The following is a 19,738-nucleotide window of genomic DNA, read 5'->3' on the forward strand; positions in this document are numbered from 1 at the left end:
GATGCCCGTCGATCCGCGGGGCAAGATCCGAAGTTTCGGTTGCCCATGGCTGTCCACACGACCATGGACGCCCGATACCTCGGATCTTGACGGGGAAGATCGCGGGTATCGGTTGTTCATGGCTGTCGCCGCAGCCATGGCCAACCGATACCGCGGATCATGAACGTGACCGCCGCCCGGCGGTCAGGACTGTCTCGCCGCGGGATCGGCTGCCGGTGGGCGCGCCGTACCCGGCCCGTAGCCCGAACGACCCACCCCTTCGACCCGGCCCCGGGTGCGACCACTCCCGTTCCCCGCCCACACCTCACCCCGCGGGGTGGTCGGGTTGGCACCGCTACCGTCCCCCGGGGGTCACCGGGGCGGCCGTCCCCGACCGGCTGGCACGCCAGTCCCGACGAGCCCGCCGCGGTTGGCGGCCACTCGACCTGCGGTGGTCCCGCCCGCCCCTTCTGCACTCCCAAGACGCCTGGGCCTGCCCGCTTGTCCGTCGTCCTGGCGTGCTGCAGCGCCGTCGCCGACCTCGTGTCGCGGTGACCGGCCTGCGTCGCCCCGTGTTCGGCGACGCCGCGTGGGTGCCCGTCGTCGACACCGCGCAGCGGGCGTTCGTCCCCGCCCGCCTGCACGACGACCTCCGGCGCGCGAGCGACCCGGATCTGCCGTGGCCCGCCGCGCGGGAGCGGTGGTCGGCGGAACCGGTGCCGGTCACGCACCTGCTCTGGTGGCCCGCGGCGGTCGCGGGGGCGGTCGCCGGGATCGTTCCGGGCGGGGTGGTCGTGCCGGCTGCCGGTGACCTCTTGCGCGTCGTCGCGGCCGCGCTGGCCGTGCGGATCGTGCTGGGGGTGACGGCCCGGCAGCGGGCGCGCGCCTACCGGGCCCCGTGGGCGCGGTGACGCGCGGCGGCCGTCACTTCGGTTGGCAGATCACGTCGACCAGGGCCGGGCCGCCCGATTCCAGGACGTGGGCGGCGGCGCGCCGTACCGCGTCCTCCACGGCCGCGGGGTCCGTGACCGGGCCCTCGGCGTGCCAGCCGAAGCCGGTGGCGATGGTGGCGAAGTCCGGTTCCGGGTCGGAGATGGCCATCCCGATGTGCGCGCGGTCGACGGGGGTGCCGCGCTGCGCGGCGAGCTTCTCCTGGTGCTCCCAGTCGTTGTAGTAGGCGCGGTTGTTGTACATGACCACGAGCAGCGGCAGCCGGTAGCGGCTCGCGACCCACAGCGCGCCGACGTCGAACATCAGGTCGCCGTCGGGTTGCAGGTCCACGACGAGCCGGCCGGTGCCCTTGTGGGCGAGCGCGACGCCCAGCGAGATCCCGATCTGGGTGGCGGTGCCCAGCTGCTTGCCGGGGTGGCGGTGCGGGGCGTCGAAGTCCCACAGTCGCAGCGCCCACTCGGCGGCCGTGCCGGCGGTGAGCACCCAGTCGTGCTCCTTGACGACGTTCCAGACGGCTGCGGCGAGCTGCGCGGTGGCCACCGGTGTCTCCCCGGCGGCGTCGGCGGCGTGCTGCGCCCAGCCGGCCCACGCGTCCTCGTGCACCTCGGTGATCCGGCGGGTCCACGCCGCGCGCTCGGCCGTGCGCTGCTCGTCGTCGCCGGCCAGGAGGGTGCGGCACTCCTCGAGCAGCAGGGGGAGCGCGACGGCCGTGTCCGCGACGATCGCGTGGTCGGCCGGGATCTGCTGGGCGTAGTCCTCGCTCCAGGACGAGATGCCGGTGTCGCCGAAGCCGATCGAGAGCACCCGGGTGCCCGGTGCCAGCCGGGAGACGTTGCGCCGCGCCAGCCGGTCGGTCCGGTGCGTGGGCTTGACCATGTCCTTGACGTCGACGAAGAGCACGCAGTCGGCCTCGTCGATGATGTCGGTGTCGCTGACGCACAGGGGGTGGCGGGTGGGGAAGTTCAGCCGCCAGTGCGTGTCGACGGCGCCGACCCCGACCAGCTCCGCCAGGTCGACGAGGTGCCCGAACGACGCGTCGTCGCGGCCCGGGTAGGCCAGCACCATGACCGGCCGCTTCGCCGCGCACAGCTCCTGTGCGAGCGTCCGCAGCGTTGTGGGGTCGGGAGCCAGCGGGGCGGGCGCGGCGGCGAGCGCGGCGACGTCGTCCACGGGCACCGGTTCCTCGACCTGGTCCTCCTGCAGGCCGGCGTCGAGGGCGACGTACGTCGGGCCGGTGGGTCCGGTGGTGGCGATGCGGTACGCCCGGGCGAGGACGTCCGGCACGGACTCGATGGAGCGCGGCTCGTGGTCCCACTTCGTGTACTCGCGGACCGCCTGGCCCTGCACGTTCGCCGAGTGGATCCAGTCGATGTAGGGGCGTCGGCGGTCGTGGTCGGCGGGGCCGGAGCCGCCCAGGACGAGCACGGGGGCGCGGTCGATGTAGGCGTAGTAGACGCCCATGGTGCCCTGCAGCAATCCGACGAGGTCGTGCAGGATCACGCCCATCGCGCGGCCGGTCGCCTTCGCGTAGCCGTGCGCGAGCGCGACGGCGATCTTCTCGTGCGGGCACTCGATCATCTGCATCTCGTCGCCCGCGTAGTTGACGAGCGAGTCGTGCAGCCCGCGGAACGAGGAGCCGGGGTTGAGCGCGATGTAGGGCAGGTCCAGGTGGCGCAGGGCGTCGACCATGACGTCCGAGCCCCAGACCGGCTTGTCGTAGGGAGCGTGATTGGTCATCGGCTCAGCTCCAGTCGGGGTCGTCGGTGGGGAGCGTGATGGTGATCGTCTTCTCGCGGGTGTAGGAGAGCAGCTCCTCGTGCGCGTTCTCCTTGCCGAGGCCGCTCTGCTTCCACCCGCCGAACGGGGAGCCGGGCGGGCGGCGTCCGGTCCCGTTGACGTAGACGTAGCCGGCCTGCAGCCGGTCGGCCAGCCGGTGCGCGACGCGCAGGTCGCGGGTGTAGACGTTCGCGGTCAGCCCGAACTCGGTGTCGTTGGCCCGCCGGACGGCGTCGTCGAGGTCGGTGAAGCCCATGACCGCCATGACCGGCCCGAACACCTCCTCGCGCGCGATCGGCATGTCGTCGGTGACGTCGGTGAACACGGTGGGCTCGACGAAGTAGCCGCGGTCGAGGCCAAGGGGCCGGGAGCCACCGGCGGCAACGGTGGCGCCGGTGGCCTTCGCGCGCTCGATGTGGTCGAGCACACGCTCGTGGTGGGCGGCGAACGCGACCGGCCCGACGTCGTTGGTCTCGTCGCACGGGTCGCCGACGCGCAGCTCGTGCACCCGCTCCAGCAGGGCCTCGGTGAAGGCTGCGCGGACGGCGTCGTGGACGTACAGCCGGGAGGTCGACCCACAGGACTGCCCGTTGCTGCGGGCGATGTTCATGCTGGCCACCGCGTCGCGGGCGGCCTTGCGCGGGTCGACGTCGGGGCAGACGATCAGCGGGTTCTTCCCGCCGAGCTCGAGCGTGACGTGCGCGAGGTTCCGCGCGGCGGCTGTCATGATCCGCCGACCGGTGGGCACCGAGCCGGTGAACGCCACCCGCTGCACGCCGGGGTGGGAGACCAGCGCGTCGCCGAGGTCGGACCCGGTGCCGGTGAGGACGGTGAGCACGCCCGGCGGGAGCACCGCCTCGGCCACCTCGGCGAGCGCGACGGCCGAGAGCGACGTCTGCTCGCCCGGCTTCACGATCACGCTGTTGCCGGAGGCGAGCGCGGCGGCCGCCTTGCCGCATGCGAACTTGAACGGGTGGTTGAACGGCACGATCCGCACCACGACGCCGTAGGGCTCGCGCTGGGTGTAGGACACGGTCTCGGCGCCGGTGGGCGTGCTGGCGCCGTGGGTCTGCCCGGCGAGGCCGGCGAAGTAGTGCAGCTCGCGGACGGTCGACTCGAGATCCCCGCGCATGCCGGCGATGGGGTTGCCGCTGTCCAGCGTGTCCAGCACCGCGAGCGGCTCGGCGACCTCGGCGACGGCCGCGGCGAGGTCGCGCAGCAGCGCGGCGCGCCTCGTCCACCCCAGCGCCCGCCAGGCCCCGGAGGCCTCCTGGGCGGCGCGGACGGCGAGGTCGGCGTCGGCGGCGCCCCCGGCGGGGACGGTGCCGAGCAGCTCCTCCGTGGCGGGGTCGATGCAGTCCAGTCGGGCCCCGGACGCGGCGTCGCGCCACTGCCCGCCGATGGACATCCGGGCGTGCACCGGCGGCCTGCCCCGGCCGACGTTCCCCAACACCCGTGTCATGCCGGCTCCGTTCTCACGTGCACGACGGCCAGCCGGCCCTCCTGGGCCGCGGCCAGCGCCTTGGTGAAGGCGCCCGCGAGCTCGGCCGGCTCGGTGACGGTGCCCGCCGTCCAGCACCCGTAGGAGGCGGCGAGCCCGTCGATGTCGACGGCCGGGTCGGCGATCCGCATGCCGATCCAGCTGTTGACCTCCGGCCGCCCGCGTTCGCGGGCGACCGCGGCCTGGTGCGGCTCGTCGTTGTAGAACGAGCCGTTGTCGTTGACGACCAGGAGCCCCGGGATCCCGTAGTGGACGGCGGTCCACAGGGCGCCCGCGGCCATCAGCAGGTCGCCGTCGCCGATGATGCCCACGCCGAGCAGGCCGCGGTCGCGAGCGGCCAGGGCCCCTCCGACGAACGCCCCGGGCCCGTACCCGACGCCCCCGCCGCCGGAGTGGCCGAGGTAGCTCCCGGCGCCCGGCAGCTCCCACACCCCCTCCGGCCAGCTGCGGGTGTTGCGGAGGCAGAGCAGGTGCGGGACGTCGCGCACCACCGACCACAGCTCGCCGACGAGCCGGGCGGGCGTGATCGGGCGGGCGTCGGAGGGCGCCGGGAGCGCGGCCCGCGTCGCGCGGACCTGCGCGATCACCCGCTCGCGGCGGTCCGCGTCGCCCGGGACCCGCTCACGCAGGGCGGCGACCAGCTGCCGCGCCCCGGTCAGGGGGTCGGCGAGCAGCTGCGCGGCCCGGGGGAACGGTGTGGAGAACGCGTTGCTCCACGACCGCTGGTCCAGGTGCCCGGTGGAGACGTCGACGATCGCCGGTTGCGTGGTTGCCGCGCTCGCGCGTCCCCGGCCGCGGCGGCGCAGCCGCCCGGGAACGTCGGGCACCCCGATCGCGAGCACGACGTCCGCGTCGGCGAGCCAGCGCGGGTCCCCGGTGCCGTTCTGCGGGTGCGTGGTGGGGAAGGAGACGGTGTTGCGGTCCTCGACGTAGGCGGCCCCGAGCAGCTCCACCAGCTCGACGAGGACGGGCGTGGCCGCCGGGTCCCAGTTCATCGCCCCGGCGGTGACGACGGGGCGCCGGGCGCCCAGCAGCACGTCCACGGCTCGCGCGAGGCTCGCCTCGTCGGCGGCCGGGGGTGGGGCCGGGGCGTGCAGCGCGAGGTCGGGCAGGGCGACCGGCTCGGTCAGCGCCGCCTCCTGCACGCCGGCGTCCAGGGACACGTAGGCCGGCCCCCGCGGCACGCTCGACGCCCGCCGGTGCGCGGTCAGGACGTCGGCGACGAAGGCCGCGGGCGTCGCCGGCTCGGCGTCCCAGGTGACGAAGTCACGGACCAGTTCGGCCTGCGTGGTGGCCGAGTGGGCCCAGTCGATCGGGCGGCGCAGCGCCGGGTCGACCGGACCGCTGCCGCCGAGGACGAGCAGCGGCACCCGGTCGCAGAACGCGTCGTAGACGGCCATCGAGGCGTGCATGAGCCCGACGAGGTCGTGCACCGCGGCCACGCCCACCTGACCCGAGCCCTTGGCGTAGCCGTGGGCGAGGGAGACCGCGATCTCCTCGTGCAGGCACAGCAGGAGCTGCGGGTCGGTGTTGCCGCCGTGGTTGACCAGCGAGTCGTGCAGCCCGCGGAACGACGAGCCCGGGTTGAGCGGCACGTAGCGGGTGCCGAGCGCGCGCAGCAGGTCCACCACCAGGTCGCTGCCGTAGGCGGCAGGGCCGGGGGTGAGATCGAGAGGTCTCTCCGTCACCCCTCGAGGACCTTCACGTTGTCGTAGCCCAGGTGCTTGAAGAGCCGGTTCTGGAAGCTCAGCAGCCGGAGCGGGGTGCCGTCCGCCGCGAAGTGCTGGGCCACGGTGTTCTGCGGGACGTACATGATGTCGCCCTGCTTGAACTCGTGGTGGGTGGGTTCCTTGGCGATGTGGGCGTAGTACCTCTCGGCGATCTCGGCCTGCACCTCCCAGTGCAGCGAGTAGCCGTCGCCGGAGAGGGCGTAGAGCACCTCGTCGGCCATCTTCCAGTAGCGCGGGGTGGACTCGCCGGGCTCGATCGCCCACTCGAACGCGTCCACGCTGAATAGGCGCGCGTTGTCGGTCGTCGGGCTGGTCATCACGCGGATCCGGCCCAACTCCGTGTCCTCCCAGACCGTGTCCCCGACGCCGACGACCTTGGTGCGTTCTAGCACCCCGGGAGTCCAGATCTGCGCCCAGTCCTCGCGGGGGCCGAACTCGTCGGGCCGCTCGACGGGGCCGCCGCTGCCCTGCTGGAGCAGCCCGAGGAACATCCAGCTGCTCTTCGCCTTCACGACGAGGGCGAGTGCCTTCTCGTCGTACGGGTTGTAGTGCCGGTGCACCGAGTCGGTGTGGACGAAGACGAAGTCGTCCTTCTTCCAGTCGTACCGCTGGTCGTCGTGGATCTCGTAGCCGGCACCCTCGAGGATGTAGAACGCGGCCTCGTTCTGGTGGCCGTGGCCGCGGTTGCTGCCGTGCCCGTCGATCTCGACGAAGTGCACCTGCAGCGTCTGGGTCAGGAACTCCTCGTCGCCCGGGCCGATCCGCCACCACGTGCGCGACTTCTTGGTGGTGCTGTTGTGGGCCACCGCGTCGCCGTGGTCGGTGACGAACTTCTCGTCCCGGACCCTCGGATGGGCGAGCTGTTGGCGGCGGAACGCCTCGAGCTCGTACTTGTCGGACTCCAGGCCGCGTACGAACACGCGTCCGTCTTCACCCACGGTGGCCTCCTCGGCGCCGTTCGACGATTAAGGTCTAGTGGTTAGACCAATAGCTGTCAAGCTTGCTACTGTCCCGTGCCATGGCCAAGGACGCGCTCGTCACCGATGACCTCGCGGCGAAGTTCGCCACCGAGAAGGACACCCCGTACACGCGCTGGGTCGCCGCGGAAGGGCTGGAGATCATCGCCGCCCACTACGTGCCCGACCTGCGCACCGCCCCGCTCAAGCCGTGGGCGCGCCGCGGCGGCCTGGGCGTGTTCATCAACCACGAGGCGACGCGGACGTCGAACGACTGCTACGTGTGCGAGATCCCGGCGGGCGGTGAGCTGGCCCCGCAGCGGCAGCTCTTCGAGGAGATGATCCTCGTCCTCGACGGGCACGGGTCCACCCGCGTGTGGAACGACGGCGGCGCCGAGGTCAGCTTCGAGTGGGGACCCGGCTCCCTCTTCGCGATCCCCCTCAACGCGCACCACCAGCACTTCAACGGGTCCGGGCAGCAGGCGGCGCGGTTCGTCGCCTCCACGAACCTCCCGCCCGTGCTCAACCTCTACGACGACGTCGACTTCGTGTTCGGCACGGCGCACGACTTCCCGAACCGCTTCGCGGGAGAGCCCGACTACTTCGCCCCCAAGGGTGAGCAGAAGGGCCTGCTGCTCGACACCAACTTCGTCGCGGACGCGGTCAACCTCCCGCTGATCGAGGCGAAGGAGCGCGGCGCGGGCGGCGGGCACATCCGCTTCGCGATGGCGAAGGGGTCGATGAACAGCCACATCTCGCAGTTCCCGACCGCCACCTACAAGAAGGGGCACCGGCACGGCCCGGGCGCCCACGTGATCATCCTGTCCGGCGAGGGCTACAGCCTCATGTGGCCGGAGGGCGAGGAGCCGCGGCGCTACGACTGGGGTCCCGGCTCGCTGATCGTGCCGCCGAACATGTGGTTCCACCAGCACTTCAACAGCGGCACCGAGCCCGCCCGCTACCTCGCGTTCAAGCACGAGGTGGTGTCGATCCGCAACGCGCAGGGCGTGCCGAAGGCCTGGATCAGCATGCGTATCGGCGGCGACCAGATCGACTACGCGGACGAGGCGCCCCTCGTCCGGGAGACCTTCCGCAAGGCGCTTGCCGAGCACGGCATGGAGCCTCGGATGGACGCGGCCTACGAGGCCGAGCGCGAGACGCTCCCGCCCAGACCGGTCGCGGTCTGAGGTGGAGCCGGTCTACTCCGCCCACGTCCCGGACCACGACCACGATCACGACGACGAGCCCCTGCATCCGATCGATCTGGGGCCGATCGAGGACAACCCGATCTGGCAGCAGGACAACGTCACCCTGGTGAGCGTCGGGATGGACATCGGGTCCTCAGGTACGCAGGTCGTGTTCTCGCGGCTGCACCTGCGGCGGATCGGCGAGGATCTGACCAGCCGGTACGTCGTGGTCCGGCGCGAGACGACCTACCGGTCCCCGGTGGTGCTCACGCCGTACGTGGGCGCTGGGCCGGTCGACGCCGGACAGATCGACGCCGAAGCTCTGGGCGTGATCATCGACAAGGCGTACGCCGAGGCGCACGCCGAGCCGGAAGGCGTCGACACCGGCGTCGTGATCCTCACCGGCGAGGCGCTGCGGCGCCGCAACGCCGAGGCGATCGCCCGGATCCTCGCCGACCGCGGGGGCACGCTGGTGACGGCCACGGCGGGCCACCACATGGAGGCGATGCTCGCCGGGTACGGCTCCGGCGCGGCGAAGGCGTCCTACGACAGCGGCGGGCGCATCCTCCTGGTCGACGTCGGTGGGGGGACGTCGAAGCTGGCCCTGCTGGAGGCCGGGCGGATCGTCGCGACGGCCGCCGTGCACGTCGGTGGCCGGCTCCACGTGGTCGACGAGGCGGGCCGGATCGTGCGTCTCGAACCGGCCGGCCGGGAGCACGCCGCCCGGGCCGGCCACCGGTGGCAGCTGGGCGACTTCGCGTCCGAGGACGAGCTGGAGCGGGTCGCGGAGGCGATGGCGGACGTGGTCGTCGCGGCGGTCACGGGCGGGGCCGCCGCCGGACCGTTCTTCCTGACCGAACGGCTGGGGGACATCGGGCCCGTCGACGGGGTGATGTTCTCCGGCGGGGTGGCGGAGTACGTCTACGGGCGGGAGGAGGCCCGGTTCGGCGACCTCGGGCATCCGCTCGGCAGGGCGTTGCGGCGCCGGGTCGACTCGGGTGCGTTGCCGGGGCCGCTGCTGCCGGCGGGGGAGTGCATCCGCGCGACCGCGCTGGGCGCGTCCGAGTACAGCGTGCAGCTCTCCGGCAACACGTGCTGGATCTCCGACCCCGACGCCCTGCTCCCTCGGCGCAACCTCCAGGTGCTGCGACCGGCGTACGAGCCGGGGGAGGACGTCGACAGCGCGGAGGTGGCGGCCGCGATCCGGCGCCACCTCGCCGCGCTCGACACCGGGACCTCCGACGTCGCGCTGGCGATGTCCTGGACCGGGCCGCCGCGCTACCGGCGCCTCGTCGCCTTCGCCCGCGGCCTGCGGGACGGTCTCGCCGAGCGGATCGCCGTGGGCAGGGCGGTGTACGTGGTGCTCGACGGTGACGTCGCGATGACGCTGGGCCGGCTGCTGCGCGAGGAGCTCGGCGTCGACACCGACGTCCTGGTCGTCGACGGCCTCACGCTGCGCGACTTCGACTACGTGGACATCGGGCGGGTGCGCTACCCGTCGAACACCGTGCCGGTGACGATCAAGTCGCTGGTGTTCGAGGCGGCACCGCCGGGTTGACGGCGGTCAGCCCGACACCCGCGACGCCGTGCGCGTGAGGTGGACGCGCATCAGCTCGGTGGCGCGCTCGGCGTCGCGTGCGGCGAGCGCGTCGACCAGGGCGCGGTGCTCCTCGACGCCGAGGCGGCCGTGGGCGGGCACGCTGGAGCGGGCCTCCTGGAGCGACCGGATCATCGGGTCGTGCAGCGACTCGGCGAGCAGGGCGATCGCGCGGTTGTGGGTGCAGAAGGCGAAGCGGGAGTGCCACTCGGCGGACAGGGAGAGCGGGTAGTCGTCGGACTCGAGGGCCGCGCTGCTGCGGTCGCAGATCTCGTACAGCGCCGCGATGTCCTCCTCGGTGGCGCGTTCGCAGGCGAGCGGCACGAGCCCCAGCTCGAAGACCATCCGCGCCTCGGTGACCTCGAGGGCGGAGAGGCTCGACAGCGAGATGAGGTCGGCGATCCCCTCGCCGACCATGCGGCTGCTCGGTGCGGTGACGAACGCCCCGCCGCGGGCGCCGACGCGGATGTCGACGAGGCCGTTGGCCTCCAGCACGCGGAGTGCCTCACGCACCGTGACGCGGCTGACGCCGAAGCGCTCGCACAGTTCCCGTTCGCTCGGCAGTCGGTCACCCGCAGTGAGCTGACCCGACCGGATGAGAAGGCGGACCTGATCGACGATGACCTCGGAGATGCGACCGACGCTGACCCTGCTGAGCAGGTCACCCTTGTTCGGCGCGGAGCCGCCGGGCGTGGTTGGGGAGGTGGTTCCCGGCCTCGTCACTCACGCATTGTATGCCTTTACGGACAGTCGACAGCGGCGGCGCGGCCGGGCACGAACGTCACGAATCGTGGCGCTGGTCCTCACACGAATGCCGTGGTCTAATGGACAGACCAAGCGAGAGAGGACGTCGCGCTGTGCCGAAGGTGATCTACGTCGGCGACGACGGCGAGGAGTTCGCCGTCGATGCGGTGCTCGGCGAGTCCGTCATGGCGACCGCGGTGAAGAACGGTGTACCCGGGATCATCGGCGAGTGCGGGGGCAACGCGTCCTGCGCGACCTGTCACGTCTGGGTGCGTGAGGAGTTCGTCTCGGCGGCCGGCGAGCCGAACGACATGGAGGAGGACCTCCTCGACCTCGCCGTCTCGGAGCGGCGCGCCGGGAGCAGGCTCTCGTGCCAGCTCGCGGTGAGCCCGGAACTCGATGGGTTGACGGTCGACGTGCCTCCTGTGCAACCCTGAGGTCATGCGGTAGGTATAACGGTTAGTCCACAAGCCTGAGGGGAGGACGCCCGTGCTTCGTCAGGACATCAACGAACTGCTGACCCGCACCGGTCCGGGCACACCGATGGGGGAGCTTCACCGGCAGTACTGGATGCCGGCCTGCCTCGCGGAGGAGCTTCCCGACGACGACTGCCCGCCGGTGCGGCTCAAGCTGCTCTCCGAGCGGCTCATCGCCTTCCGCGACAGCCACGGCCGCTACGGCCTGATCGACGAGTTCTGCGCCCACCGGGGTGCCTCGCTGTGGTTCGGGCGCAACGAGGAGGGCGGCCTGCGCTGCCCGTACCACGGGTGGAAGTACGACGTCGCCGGCCAGTGCCTCGAGGTGCCCTCGGAGGCGGACAACTCGACCTTCTGCCAGAACGTCAAGCTCACCGCCTACCCGCTGGTGAAGGTCGGCGACGTCCTCTGGACGTACATGGGGGACCCGGCGACGCAGCCGCCGCTGCCGGAGTTCGAGTTCGCGCTCGTGCCCCCCGAGCAGACCTACACGTCCAAGCGCCTGCAGCAGAGCAACTGGCTGCAGGCCTTCGAGGGCGGCATCGACTCCAGCCACGTCACGTTCCTGCACTCCGGCGGCCTGAAGAACGATCCCCTGTTCAAGGGCGCCAAGGGCAACGAGTACAACCAGAACGACAAGAAGCCCTTCTTCGAGGTCGCCGACTCCGAGGGCGGGCTCTTCGTCGGCGCCCGGCGCAACGCCGAGGACGGCAAGTACTACTGGCGGATCACGCCGTGGGTGATGCCGTCCTTCACGATGGTGCCCCCGCGCGGCGACCACCCGATCCACGGCCACTTCTGGGTCCCGATCGACGACGAGAACTGCTGGGCCTACAGCTTCGACTACCACCCGGTCCGGGCGCTCACGGCCGATGAGCGGCAGGCGATGGTCGAGGGCCACGGCGTGCACAGCGAGAACATCCCCGGCACCTACCGGCCCGTCGCCAACCGCGACAACGACTACCTGATGGACCGCGAGAAGCAGCGCTCCGGGGAGTACTACTCCGGCGTCAAGGGCATCGCGATCCAGGACGCGTCCCTGCAGGAGAGCATGGGACCGATCGCCGACCGCACCAAGGAGCGGCTCGTGCCCGCCGACGCCGGGATCATCAAGGCGCGGCAGAAGCTGCGGAAGGCGGCGATCGCGCTGCGCGACCACGCCACCACCCCGCCCGGCGTGGACCCCGAACACCACCGGGTCCGGTCCGCGGCGGTCGTGCTCCCGCACGCCGAGGCGTTCCTCGACGCCTGCCGCGAGGACGTCCGGGTGCGCCCCGGCCAGCCGATCGCGTCGGTGTAGCCGCATGGCTCCCAGGACGTTCGTCGACCCCAGCCTGCCGGGCAGCTGCGCCCGCGCGGCCACGGCCGCCGAGGCGCGCTTCCGGATCCAGCGCCCGGTCGCGCCCGCCCGGGCCCCGCGGATCATCGCCCTCGACGGCGGGGCGGTGGAGATCGTCCGCCGCACCGCGACGCTCCGGTGGGCCAACGCCCGCTTCTACGCCTGCGAGCCGACCGGCGGCACGCTGGAGCTGCGCTCGATCGAGGGCCGCCCCGCCACGCTGGCGGACGAGCTGGCCAGCGCCGACGTCGTCGTGATGATCGCGACGGACGACGGCGGGGCGGGCTGCGCCTACACGATCGGCAAGGCCTGCTGGCAGCGCAGCATCATGACGGCGGGCCTGGTCGTCTCCGACGACGACGCCGCGGACCGGGCCGTCGCCGCCCTGCGCCCGCACGCCCGCGTGCTGCTCCCCGGCGCGGACGAGAGCGACGTCGTCGAGCTGCTCACGGCGCTGCGGGCATGAAGGGGCGGCGATGAGCGACCGGACCACCCTCCGCGGCCTCCAGCGGATGAAGGACGAGGGCCGCAAGATCGCCGGCGTCGTGGCGTGGGACTACCAGGTCGCCAGGATCGCCGACCGCGCCGGTGTGGAGATCGTCTCGGTCGGCGACACGGTGGGCGTGAACCTCTGGGGCCACGCCAACCCGTTCGAGATCACGATGGACGAGATGATCGTCGTGTCCCGGGCGGTGCGCCGCGGTGTGTCGCGGGCGCTGGTATCGGCCGACTTCCCGTTCGGCCCGGTACAGGAGGGCACCGCCGAGGCGGTGCGCGCGGCGATCCGGTTCGTCAAGGAAGCCGGCGTGGACCTGGTCAAGGTCGACGGGGCCGCCGACCACCTCGACGCCGTCGCGGCCATCACCCGCGCCGGGATCCCGGTGTTCGCGCAGTTCGGCATCACGCCGCAGACCGCCCTGCGGTACGGCGTCGAGTACTCCGCGACGCCGTCCGCGGCCGACCAGGTCCCGGAGGACCTGACCGGCGAGATGATCGCCACGGCCCGCCGGCTCGAAGAGGCCGGCGCGGTGCTGCTGAACTTCACGAACTCGGGCCCCGTGGTCGGCGCCGCGGTCGCGAAGGCCGCGTCGGTCCCGGTGCTGGGCGGTTTCGGCGGCGGGCCGTGGCTCGACGGCCGGATGCGCATGGCCCACGCCGCCATCGGCTACGCGGCCTCGGCGATCGACGCCCCGGCCGGCTCCCCCGGCACCTACGCCAACGTCGCGCAGACCACCCTCGACGCGCTCACCCGGTACGCGGACGACGTGCGGGCCGCCCGGCAGCTCCCCGGCGGGAGGTGACCGTGCCCACCGCCGTCGCCGACGGGATCCCCACCCGCTACGAGGTGGCGGGTTCGGGCCCGCCGCTGCTGATGTTCTCCCCGGGCGGCTTCGACTCCACCCTCGAGAGCTGGCGGACGGTCGGGATCTACCGCCGGCTCGCCCTGCTGGAGCAGCTGACCGCGCGCTACACCTGCATCACGTTCGACCGGCGGGAGTCCGGCCGCTCCGGCGGCCGCGTCGAGCGGCTGTCCTGGAGCCACTACGTGGCACAGGCGGTCGGGCTGCTCGACCACCTCGGCATCGAACGGGCCCATCTCATGGGCGGCTGCGTCGGCTGCTCGACGGCCGCGGCCATGGCGGTGGAACGTCCGGACCGCGTGCGGTCCATGGTGCTGTTCTCCCCGGCGGGCGGCGTCAGGTACCGGATGCGGCAGCACGACCGGTTCGCCCGGCACCTGGCCCACGTGCAGGCCCATGGCCTGGACGGGGTGGTCGCGCACGTGACAGCCACGGACGCCGGCTTCTCCGCGGATCCGCGGGTGGGGCCGTGGAACAGCGTGATCCGCACCGACCCGGCCTTCGCCGAGGCGTACGCGACGCAGGACGCCGGCCGCTACGCGCTCGTCGTGGGCGGCACCGCACGCCTGATGTTCGACCGGGACACGGTCCCCGGCGCCGAACCGGAGGACCTGCTGCGCCTCGACGTCCCGGCGTTGATCGTTCCGGGCCAGGACGAGTCGCACGCCCCGTCCGCGGCGCGCTACCTGCAGGAATGCCTGCCGCGCGTGGAGTACTGGGACGTCCCGGTGTCCGGGCAGACGCGGGAGACCGCTCCGGCCCGGGTCCTGGAGTTCCTCGACAAACAGTGAGGAGACGCAGATGGCAATGACGCCATCATCGAGGCCATTGCGCGCCGCCGTGGCCGCTGTCGTGCTCGCCGTGCTCGCGGCGTGCGGGACCGGTGGATCGAGCGGGGACAAGGCCGGCCCCTTCGCCGGCGAGGACGTCGACCTCGTCGTCCCGTACGAGCCAGGAGGCGGCTACGACGCCTACGCCCGCGCGCTCGCGCCCTACCTCGAGGACTGCCTCGACGCGACGATCGTCGTGCGGAACGAGCCGGGCGCGGGCGGGCTGGTCGCGACCAACCAGACCGCCGCGGCCGGTGCCGACGAGAAGCGCTTCCAGATCGTCAACACGGTGGGCCTCGTCTCGGCACAGATCGCGCAGGCCGACGGCGTGAGCTTCGACCTGGCCGACCTCAACTGGGTCGGTCGGATCTCCGCGCCGCCGAACGTCGTCGTGGTGGCGCAGGACAGCCCGGTCCACAGCTTCGCGGACCTCGTGAACGCCACGCGGCCGGTGCGGTTCGTGGCGCAGGGTCCGGGGGCGAACGACTACATCGCGCCGAACATCCTGGGCGCCGCCTACGGCTTCCCGTTCGAGATCATCACCGGCTTCGCCGGGTCGGCGGAGGCCCGCACGGCGGTGGTCGCCGGGAACGCCGACGCACACATCCTGCCGGTCGACAGCCAGCTGCCGGCGATCGAGTCGGGCGACGTCCGCCCGATCGTCACGCTCGACGAGGAACGGGACCCGCTCCTGCCCGACACGCCCACCGTCTACGAGGCGGCCCCGCCGGCCGCCGACGCGAAGGCGATGATCGACAATCTGGTGGCGCTGGGGCAGACCGGGCGCGCGCTGATGGCCTCGCCGCAGATGCCGGCCGACCGTGTCGAGGCGTTGCGCGCCGGGTTCGGGTGCGCCATCGGCAACCCGGACCTGGTGGCCGACCTGGAGGAGCAGGAACGTCCCCTCGACCCGCTCGGCGGGCCGGAGACCGGGCAGCTGGTGGGTGACGTGCTCACCGCTCCGGACCAGTTCCGGCAGAAGATCGTGGCGAGCTACTGATCCCGTTCCAGATCCGCGATCTGGTCGATCCTGCGCTGGTGGACGCCGCCCTTGAACGGCGTCTCCAGCCAGGTGGTCACGATCTCGCCCGCGAGGTCGGGCGCGACGACCTTGGCCCCCAGCACGAGGACGTTGGAGTCGTTGTTGCCGCGGGAGATCCGCGCGTGGAACAGGTCCGGGCACAGCCCGGCCCGGATGCCGCGGATCTTGTTGCAGGCCACGGTCTCGCCGAGCCCGCTCCCGCCGACGACGATCCCGCGCCCGACGCCGCCGCCGACGACGTGGCGGCACAGCTCGGCGCACAGGGGCGGGTAGTCGACCTCCTCCGGGCCGTGCGCGCCCAGGTCGATCACGTCGTGGCCGCTCCCGCGCAGCATCGCGACCAGCCCGGCTTTCAGCGCCACACCGTTGTGGTCGGCCGCGATCGCGATGCGCACGGGCGGACCCTCCCCGATTGCCTAGGCCTCGAGCCCGAGCGTCCCGGCGGCGAACACCTTCTCCAGGTCCACCGGGCGCGAGAGGATCTTCTGGTCGACGCCCGTGCGCACCAGCCGCTCCAGCATCTCGCGGTTCGGTTCGATCCCGTAGGGGAGGGGATCGGACCCGGTCAGGTCGAGCACCTGCCGGTTCAGCTCGTCGGTCGGGGTCGGTGACTCGATCCCCCCGTTGTTCAGCCGGTCGACGTAGACCTGCTTGGCGCGGGCGAACGCGTCGAAGATCTCGGCGGCGGCGTCGGGGTGCTGCCGGAGCACCTCGTCGCGGACGACGACGAGGTGGTTGATCGGGTACAGGTGCCGCTCCTGCAGCGCGGTGAGGGCGGCCTCCCTCGCGTCCGGGATCAGCGGCACGACGTCGGGGGCGTCGATGCGGGCGCCGAGCACCGCGGCGAGCTTCCCGCTGCGCAGGAGCTCCTCCAGGCTGCGCGGCGGCTTGACCGGGACGACGTTGGCCGGGGGCCGGTACTGGGCGACGTGCTCGTCGCCCGACAGCACCCACGTGACCTTGTCGAGGTCCAGGCCGTACTCGTCGCGCAGGATCGCGCGGGCCCACACGCCGGTGGTGACGGTGTAGCCGCGGTCGACGCCGACGCGGCGGCCCTCGAGGTCCTTCGGGTGCCGGATGCCGCCCGCGGAGGCCACCTGGGCCACGCCGTGGTGCAGCCCGCGGGCGAGGAAGACGGGCAGCGCGGTGAACTCGACCCCGTGTTCCTTGGCCACGAGGTAGGTGGTCAGCGCCATCTCGCTGACGTCGTAGGCCAGCTCGCGGACCATCCGGCGGAAGGCCGAGACGAGGATCGGGACTTCCTCGAACTCGAGGCGGAACCCCTGGGGAGTCACCTCCCCGTTCTTCAGCGCCTCGTTGGCTCCCTGCGTGCGGGTGACCGTTCGCAGCACGGACCCGGGTTCCTGCATCTCGATCCTCTCTGGTCGCTCACCGACACCCTATGGTATTACCAATAGACCTCAAGCAGAGAGGCGGGGTCGATGCCCGATCAGGTGCTGGCAGCCGTCCGGACAGGTCCGGGGGTGACCGAACTCCGCGAGTTCCCGATGCCCGACATCGACGAGGACAGTGCCCTTCTCGAGGTCGAGGTGGCCGGGATCTGCGGCACCGACGTGAAAATGTACGCGAAGCCACCCTTCACCGCTCCAGTGATCATGGGGCACGAGAACGTCGGTGTCATCTCGCGGGCAGGACGCGGCTTCACCGAGCGCAAGGGTGTGCGCGAGGGCGACCGGGTCTTCGTGGAGCACTACGTGGGCTGCTTCCACTGCGAGTGGTGCCACGCGGGGGAGTACCGGCACTGCGAGCTCACCGACTGGCGCACCAACCCCGGCGCCCGCCGCTACGGCTACACCTCCGCGGACAACCCCGGGCGGCTGTGGGGCGGCTTCTCGCAGTACATGTACCTGCCATGGAACGCGGTGATCCACAAGGTCCCGGACGGCGTGTCGGCCGAGCTCGCGGGCCTGGTCACCCCGCTGTCCAACGGCATCGAGTGGGCCCTGAACGCGGGCCGCGTCGGGTACGCGTCCACCGTGCTCATCCAGGGGCCGGGACAGCAGGGGCTGTCCCAGGTGGTCGCCTCCAAGCAGGCCGGCGCATCGCTGATCATCGTGACCGGCACGACACGGGACGCCGCCCGACTCGACCTGGCCAAGGGGCTAGGTGCCGACGCCGTGATCGACGTGCAGCGGGAGGATCCCCTGGCGCGAGTGATGGACCTCACAGGAGGCCGCGGCGTCGACACCGTGCTCGACTGCACCTCGGGGGCCGGCACGGCGCCGGTCCTGCTCGGGATCGACGCCCTCAAGCGCCGCGAGGGGATCATGGTGACCCAGGGCGAGCTGGCGGCGTTCCCGGACTTCCCGCTGAAGAAGCTGACCGAGAAGTCGATCACACTGGCCAGCGCGCGCGGGCACGGCTACCGGGCGGTCGAACTGGCCCTCGAACAGCTCGGGTCCGGGCGCTTCCCGCTCGAACGGCTGGCCACCCACAGCTTCGGGATCGACCAGGTCGATCACGCGATCCGGGCGCTCGCGGGCCAGACCGGGGAAGATGCGATCCACATCTCGCTGTTGCCGTGGAAGGAGAAAGCGTGAACCTGGTGGTCCGCAACCCACCCCGTACCGACCGCGCGCTGGTCGAGGGCCTCGCGGGGTTCGGCGTGTCCACGATCCACGAGGCGCAGGGCCGCGCCCACCTGCTCGACCCGGCCCTGCGACCCATCTGGCCCGGAGCACGCGTGGCCGGCACCGCGGTGACGGTCAGCGTCCCGCCCGGTGACAACTGGATGATCCACGTGGCCGTCGAGCAGTGCGCCGAGGGCGACGTGCTGGTGGTGGCGCCGACCAGCCCGTCGTCGGCCGGCTACTTCGGCGAGCTGCTCGCCACCGCGGTGGCCCACCGCGGGGTCCGGGGTGTGGTGCTCGACGCCGGCTGCCGCGACGTCGCCGAGCTGCGCGACATGGGCTTCCCGGTCTGGTCCCGGCACGTGTGCGCGTACGGCACCGTCAAGGAGACGCTCGGCAGCGTCAACGTCGGCCTCGTGTGCGCGGGGCAGTGGGTCGAGCCAGGCGACGTCGTGGTCGCCGACGACGACGGGGTCGTCGTCGTGCCGCGGGCGAAGGCCGCCGCCGCGCTCGAGGCCTCGCGGGCGCGGGAGGAGAAGGAAGCGGGGGTCCGGGAGCGCTACGCGAAGGGCGAGCTGAGCCTGGACGTGAACTCGATGCGCGAGGCGCTCGCCGCCAAGGGCCTCACCTACGTGGACACCTACGCCGACGCGGGGGACAAATGATCATCGACATCCACGGCCACTACACGACCGTGCCGGCGGCCCAGGTGGAGTTCCGGGACGCGCAGCTGGCCGCGCTCGCCGACCCGGCATCACCCGCCCCGGAGCCGGCGAAGGTCAGCGACGACGCGATCCGCGAGAGCGTCGAGGGCAACCAGCTGCGGATCCTGCGCGAGCGCGGCGGCGACCTCATGCTGTTCTCGCCGCGCGCCTCCTCGATGGCCCACCACGTGCCGGACCCGGCCACCGCGCGGGCGTGGGCGGCCACGAGCAACGACCTCGTCGCGCGGGTCGTCGACCTGTTCCCGGAGCACTTCGCCCCGGTCTGCCAGCTGCCCCAGACCCCCGGCGGCGCGCTCGCCGACTCCGTCGCCGAGCTGCGCCGCTGCGTGGACGCGGGCTTCGTGGGCTGCAACCTCAACCCCGACCCGTCGGGCGGGTTCTGGAACTCGCCGCCGCTCACCGACGAGTACTGGTTCCCGCTCTACGAGGCGATGGTCGAGCTCGACGTGCCGGCGATGGTGCACGTCTCCGGCTCGTGCAACCCCAACTTCCACGCCCTCGGCGCGCACTACCTCAACGCCGACACCACGGCTTTCATGCAGTTCCTGGAGGGCGACCTCTTCACGCGGTTCCCGACGCTGCGGTTCGTGATCCCGCACGGCGGCGGCGCGATCCCGTACCACTGGGGCCGCTACCGCGGGCTCGCGATCCGGATGGGCCGGCCGGACCCCGCGACGCTGCTCTCCAACGTCTTCTTCGACACCTGCGTGTACCACCAGCCCGGCATCGACCTGCTGGCCCGCGTGCTCCCGATCGAGAACGTCCTGTTCGCCTCGGAGATGCTCGGGGCCGTCCGCGGCGCCGACCCCGAGACCGGCGTCGAGTGGGACGACACGAAGACCTACGTCGACCAGCTGAAGCTCACCGACGCGGAGCGCCACCAGGTGTTCGAGCAGAACGCGCGGCGCGTGTACCCGCGGCTGGACGCGCGGCTGCGCGCGGCGGGGCGGTAG

19 protein-coding genes are annotated in these 19,738 nt (G+C 72.3%); 12 read left to right on the forward strand and 7 right to left on the reverse strand.

The features are described from left to right. The first annotated feature begins 530 nt into the window (after positions 1 to 530). Complete coding sequence (locus ACU436_RS37430; RefSeq protein ID WP_459031842.1) at positions 531 to 890, forward strand: hypothetical protein; 360 nt, start codon at positions 531 to 533, stop codon at positions 888 to 890. 13 nt (positions 891 to 903) lie between these two features. Here the strand turns inward: ACU436_RS37430 and ACU436_RS37435 are convergent, their stop codons facing one another. The 4 genes from ACU436_RS37435 to ACU436_RS37450 are packed head-to-tail and all read right to left on the reverse strand — an operon-like array spanning position 904 to position 6,875. Then, positions 904 to 2,667, reverse strand: coding sequence for a thiamine pyrophosphate-binding protein (locus tag ACU436_RS37435; protein ID WP_459031843.1), 1,764 nt, complete (start codon positions 2,665 to 2,667; stop codon positions 904 to 906). 4 nt (positions 2,668 to 2,671) lie between these two features. Beyond that, a complete protein-coding gene (locus ACU436_RS37440) occupies positions 2,672 to 4,168 on the reverse strand; it encodes an aldehyde dehydrogenase family protein (RefSeq protein ID WP_459031844.1) in 1,497 nt (498 codons plus the stop codon). After that, the gene (locus ACU436_RS37445; protein ID WP_459031845.1) at positions 4,165 to 5,895 is read right to left on the reverse strand and encodes a thiamine pyrophosphate-binding protein; all 1,731 of its coding nucleotides are present in this window, start codon (positions 5,893 to 5,895) and stop codon (positions 4,165 to 4,167) included. The genes ACU436_RS37440 and ACU436_RS37445 overlap by 4 nt, the downstream gene beginning before the upstream one ends. After that, positions 5,892 to 6,875 carry a cupin domain-containing protein gene (locus ACU436_RS37450; RefSeq protein WP_459031846.1) on the reverse strand — a complete coding sequence of 328 codons (984 nt, stop codon included), beginning with the start codon at positions 6,873 to 6,875 and terminating at the stop codon, positions 5,892 to 5,894. Before ACU436_RS37450 ends, ACU436_RS37445 begins: the two co-directional genes overlap by 4 nt. Before the next feature lie 80 nt (positions 6,876 to 6,955). Between ACU436_RS37450 and ACU436_RS37455 the strand changes: the two genes are divergently transcribed. Both ACU436_RS37455 and ACU436_RS37460 read left to right on the forward strand, forming a co-directional pair. Further along, positions 6,956 to 8,080, forward strand: coding sequence for a cupin domain-containing protein (locus ACU436_RS37455; RefSeq protein ID WP_459031847.1), 1,125 nt, complete (start codon positions 6,956 to 6,958; stop codon positions 8,078 to 8,080). A 1-nt stretch (position 8,081) separates the two neighbouring features. Next, the gene (locus tag ACU436_RS37460) at positions 8,082 to 9,638 is read left to right on the forward strand and encodes an ethanolamine ammonia-lyase reactivating factor EutA (protein ID WP_459031848.1); all 1,557 of its coding nucleotides are present in this window, start codon (positions 8,082 to 8,084) and stop codon (positions 9,636 to 9,638) included. Positions 9,639 to 9,644: 6 nt separating this feature from the next. Here the strand turns inward: ACU436_RS37460 and ACU436_RS37465 are convergent, their stop codons facing one another. Then, positions 9,645 to 10,400, reverse strand: a complete 756-nt coding sequence (locus tag ACU436_RS37465; protein ID WP_459031849.1) for a FadR/GntR family transcriptional regulator — start codon at positions 10,398 to 10,400, stop codon at positions 9,645 to 9,647. Between the two features lie 134 nt (positions 10,401 to 10,534). On the opposite strand from ACU436_RS37465, the gene ACU436_RS37470 reads away from it, so the two are divergent. Genes ACU436_RS37470 through ACU436_RS37495 form a run of 6 tightly spaced genes read left to right on the forward strand, consistent with a single transcriptional unit; the run spans position 10,535 to position 15,427 of the window. Beyond that, complete coding sequence (locus ACU436_RS37470; protein ID WP_459031850.1) at positions 10,535 to 10,858, forward strand: 2Fe-2S iron-sulfur cluster-binding protein; 324 nt, start codon at positions 10,535 to 10,537, stop codon at positions 10,856 to 10,858. A 52-nt stretch (positions 10,859 to 10,910) separates the two neighbouring features. Continuing rightward, a complete protein-coding gene (locus ACU436_RS37475; protein ID WP_459031851.1) occupies positions 10,911 to 12,197 on the forward strand; it encodes an aromatic ring-hydroxylating dioxygenase subunit alpha in 1,287 nt (428 codons plus the stop codon). 4 nt (positions 12,198 to 12,201) lie between these two features. Next, positions 12,202 to 12,702: a hypothetical protein gene (locus ACU436_RS37480; protein ID WP_459031852.1), complete on the forward strand. Its 501-nt coding sequence runs from the start codon at positions 12,202 to 12,204 to the stop codon at positions 12,700 to 12,702. Positions 12,703 to 12,712: 10 nt separating this feature from the next. Then, positions 12,713 to 13,537 carry a 3-methyl-2-oxobutanoate hydroxymethyltransferase gene (locus ACU436_RS37485; protein WP_459031854.1) on the forward strand — a complete coding sequence of 275 codons (825 nt, stop codon included), beginning with the start codon at positions 12,713 to 12,715 and terminating at the stop codon, positions 13,535 to 13,537. 2 nt (positions 13,538 to 13,539) lie between these two features. Next, positions 13,540 to 14,388: an alpha/beta fold hydrolase gene (locus ACU436_RS37490; protein ID WP_459031855.1), complete on the forward strand. Its 849-nt coding sequence runs from the start codon at positions 13,540 to 13,542 to the stop codon at positions 14,386 to 14,388. 16 nt (positions 14,389 to 14,404) lie between these two features. Beyond that, positions 14,405 to 15,427, forward strand: a complete 1,023-nt coding sequence (locus ACU436_RS37495) for a tripartite tricarboxylate transporter substrate binding protein (protein ID WP_459031856.1) — start codon at positions 14,405 to 14,407, stop codon at positions 15,425 to 15,427. On the opposite strand, the gene rpiB is transcribed toward ACU436_RS37495, so the two are convergent. Beyond that, positions 15,421 to 15,864: a ribose 5-phosphate isomerase B gene (rpiB, locus tag ACU436_RS37500; RefSeq protein ID WP_459031857.1), complete on the reverse strand. Its 444-nt coding sequence runs from the start codon at positions 15,862 to 15,864 to the stop codon at positions 15,421 to 15,423. The two genes, ACU436_RS37495 and rpiB, sit on opposite strands and share 7 nt — an antisense overlap. Before the next feature lie 21 nt (positions 15,865 to 15,885). Next, positions 15,886 to 16,839 (reverse strand): substrate-binding domain-containing protein, encoded by a 954-nt coding sequence (locus ACU436_RS37505; protein ID WP_459031858.1) that lies wholly within the window; start codon positions 16,837 to 16,839, stop codon positions 15,886 to 15,888. A 114-nt stretch (positions 16,840 to 16,953) separates the two neighbouring features. Here ACU436_RS37505 and ACU436_RS37510 point away from each other — a divergent pair, with 114 nt between their 5' ends. Genes ACU436_RS37510 through ACU436_RS37520 form a run of 3 tightly spaced genes read left to right on the forward strand, consistent with a single transcriptional unit; the run spans position 16,954 to position 19,738 of the window. Continuing rightward, positions 16,954 to 18,030, forward strand: coding sequence for a zinc-dependent alcohol dehydrogenase (locus ACU436_RS37510; protein WP_459031859.1), 1,077 nt, complete (start codon positions 16,954 to 16,956; stop codon positions 18,028 to 18,030). Next, on the forward strand, positions 18,027 to 18,725 hold the full coding sequence (locus ACU436_RS37515) for a 4-carboxy-4-hydroxy-2-oxoadipate aldolase/oxaloacetate decarboxylase (RefSeq protein WP_459031860.1): 699 nt from the start codon (positions 18,027 to 18,029) through the stop codon (positions 18,723 to 18,725). Before ACU436_RS37510 ends, ACU436_RS37515 begins: the two co-directional genes overlap by 4 nt. Beyond that, positions 18,722 to 19,738, forward strand: a complete 1,017-nt coding sequence (locus tag ACU436_RS37520; protein WP_459031861.1) for an amidohydrolase family protein — start codon at positions 18,722 to 18,724, stop codon at positions 19,736 to 19,738. The genes ACU436_RS37515 and ACU436_RS37520 overlap by 4 nt, the downstream gene beginning before the upstream one ends.

It is taken from the genome of Pseudonocardia wallangbongensis (assembly GCF_054486945.1).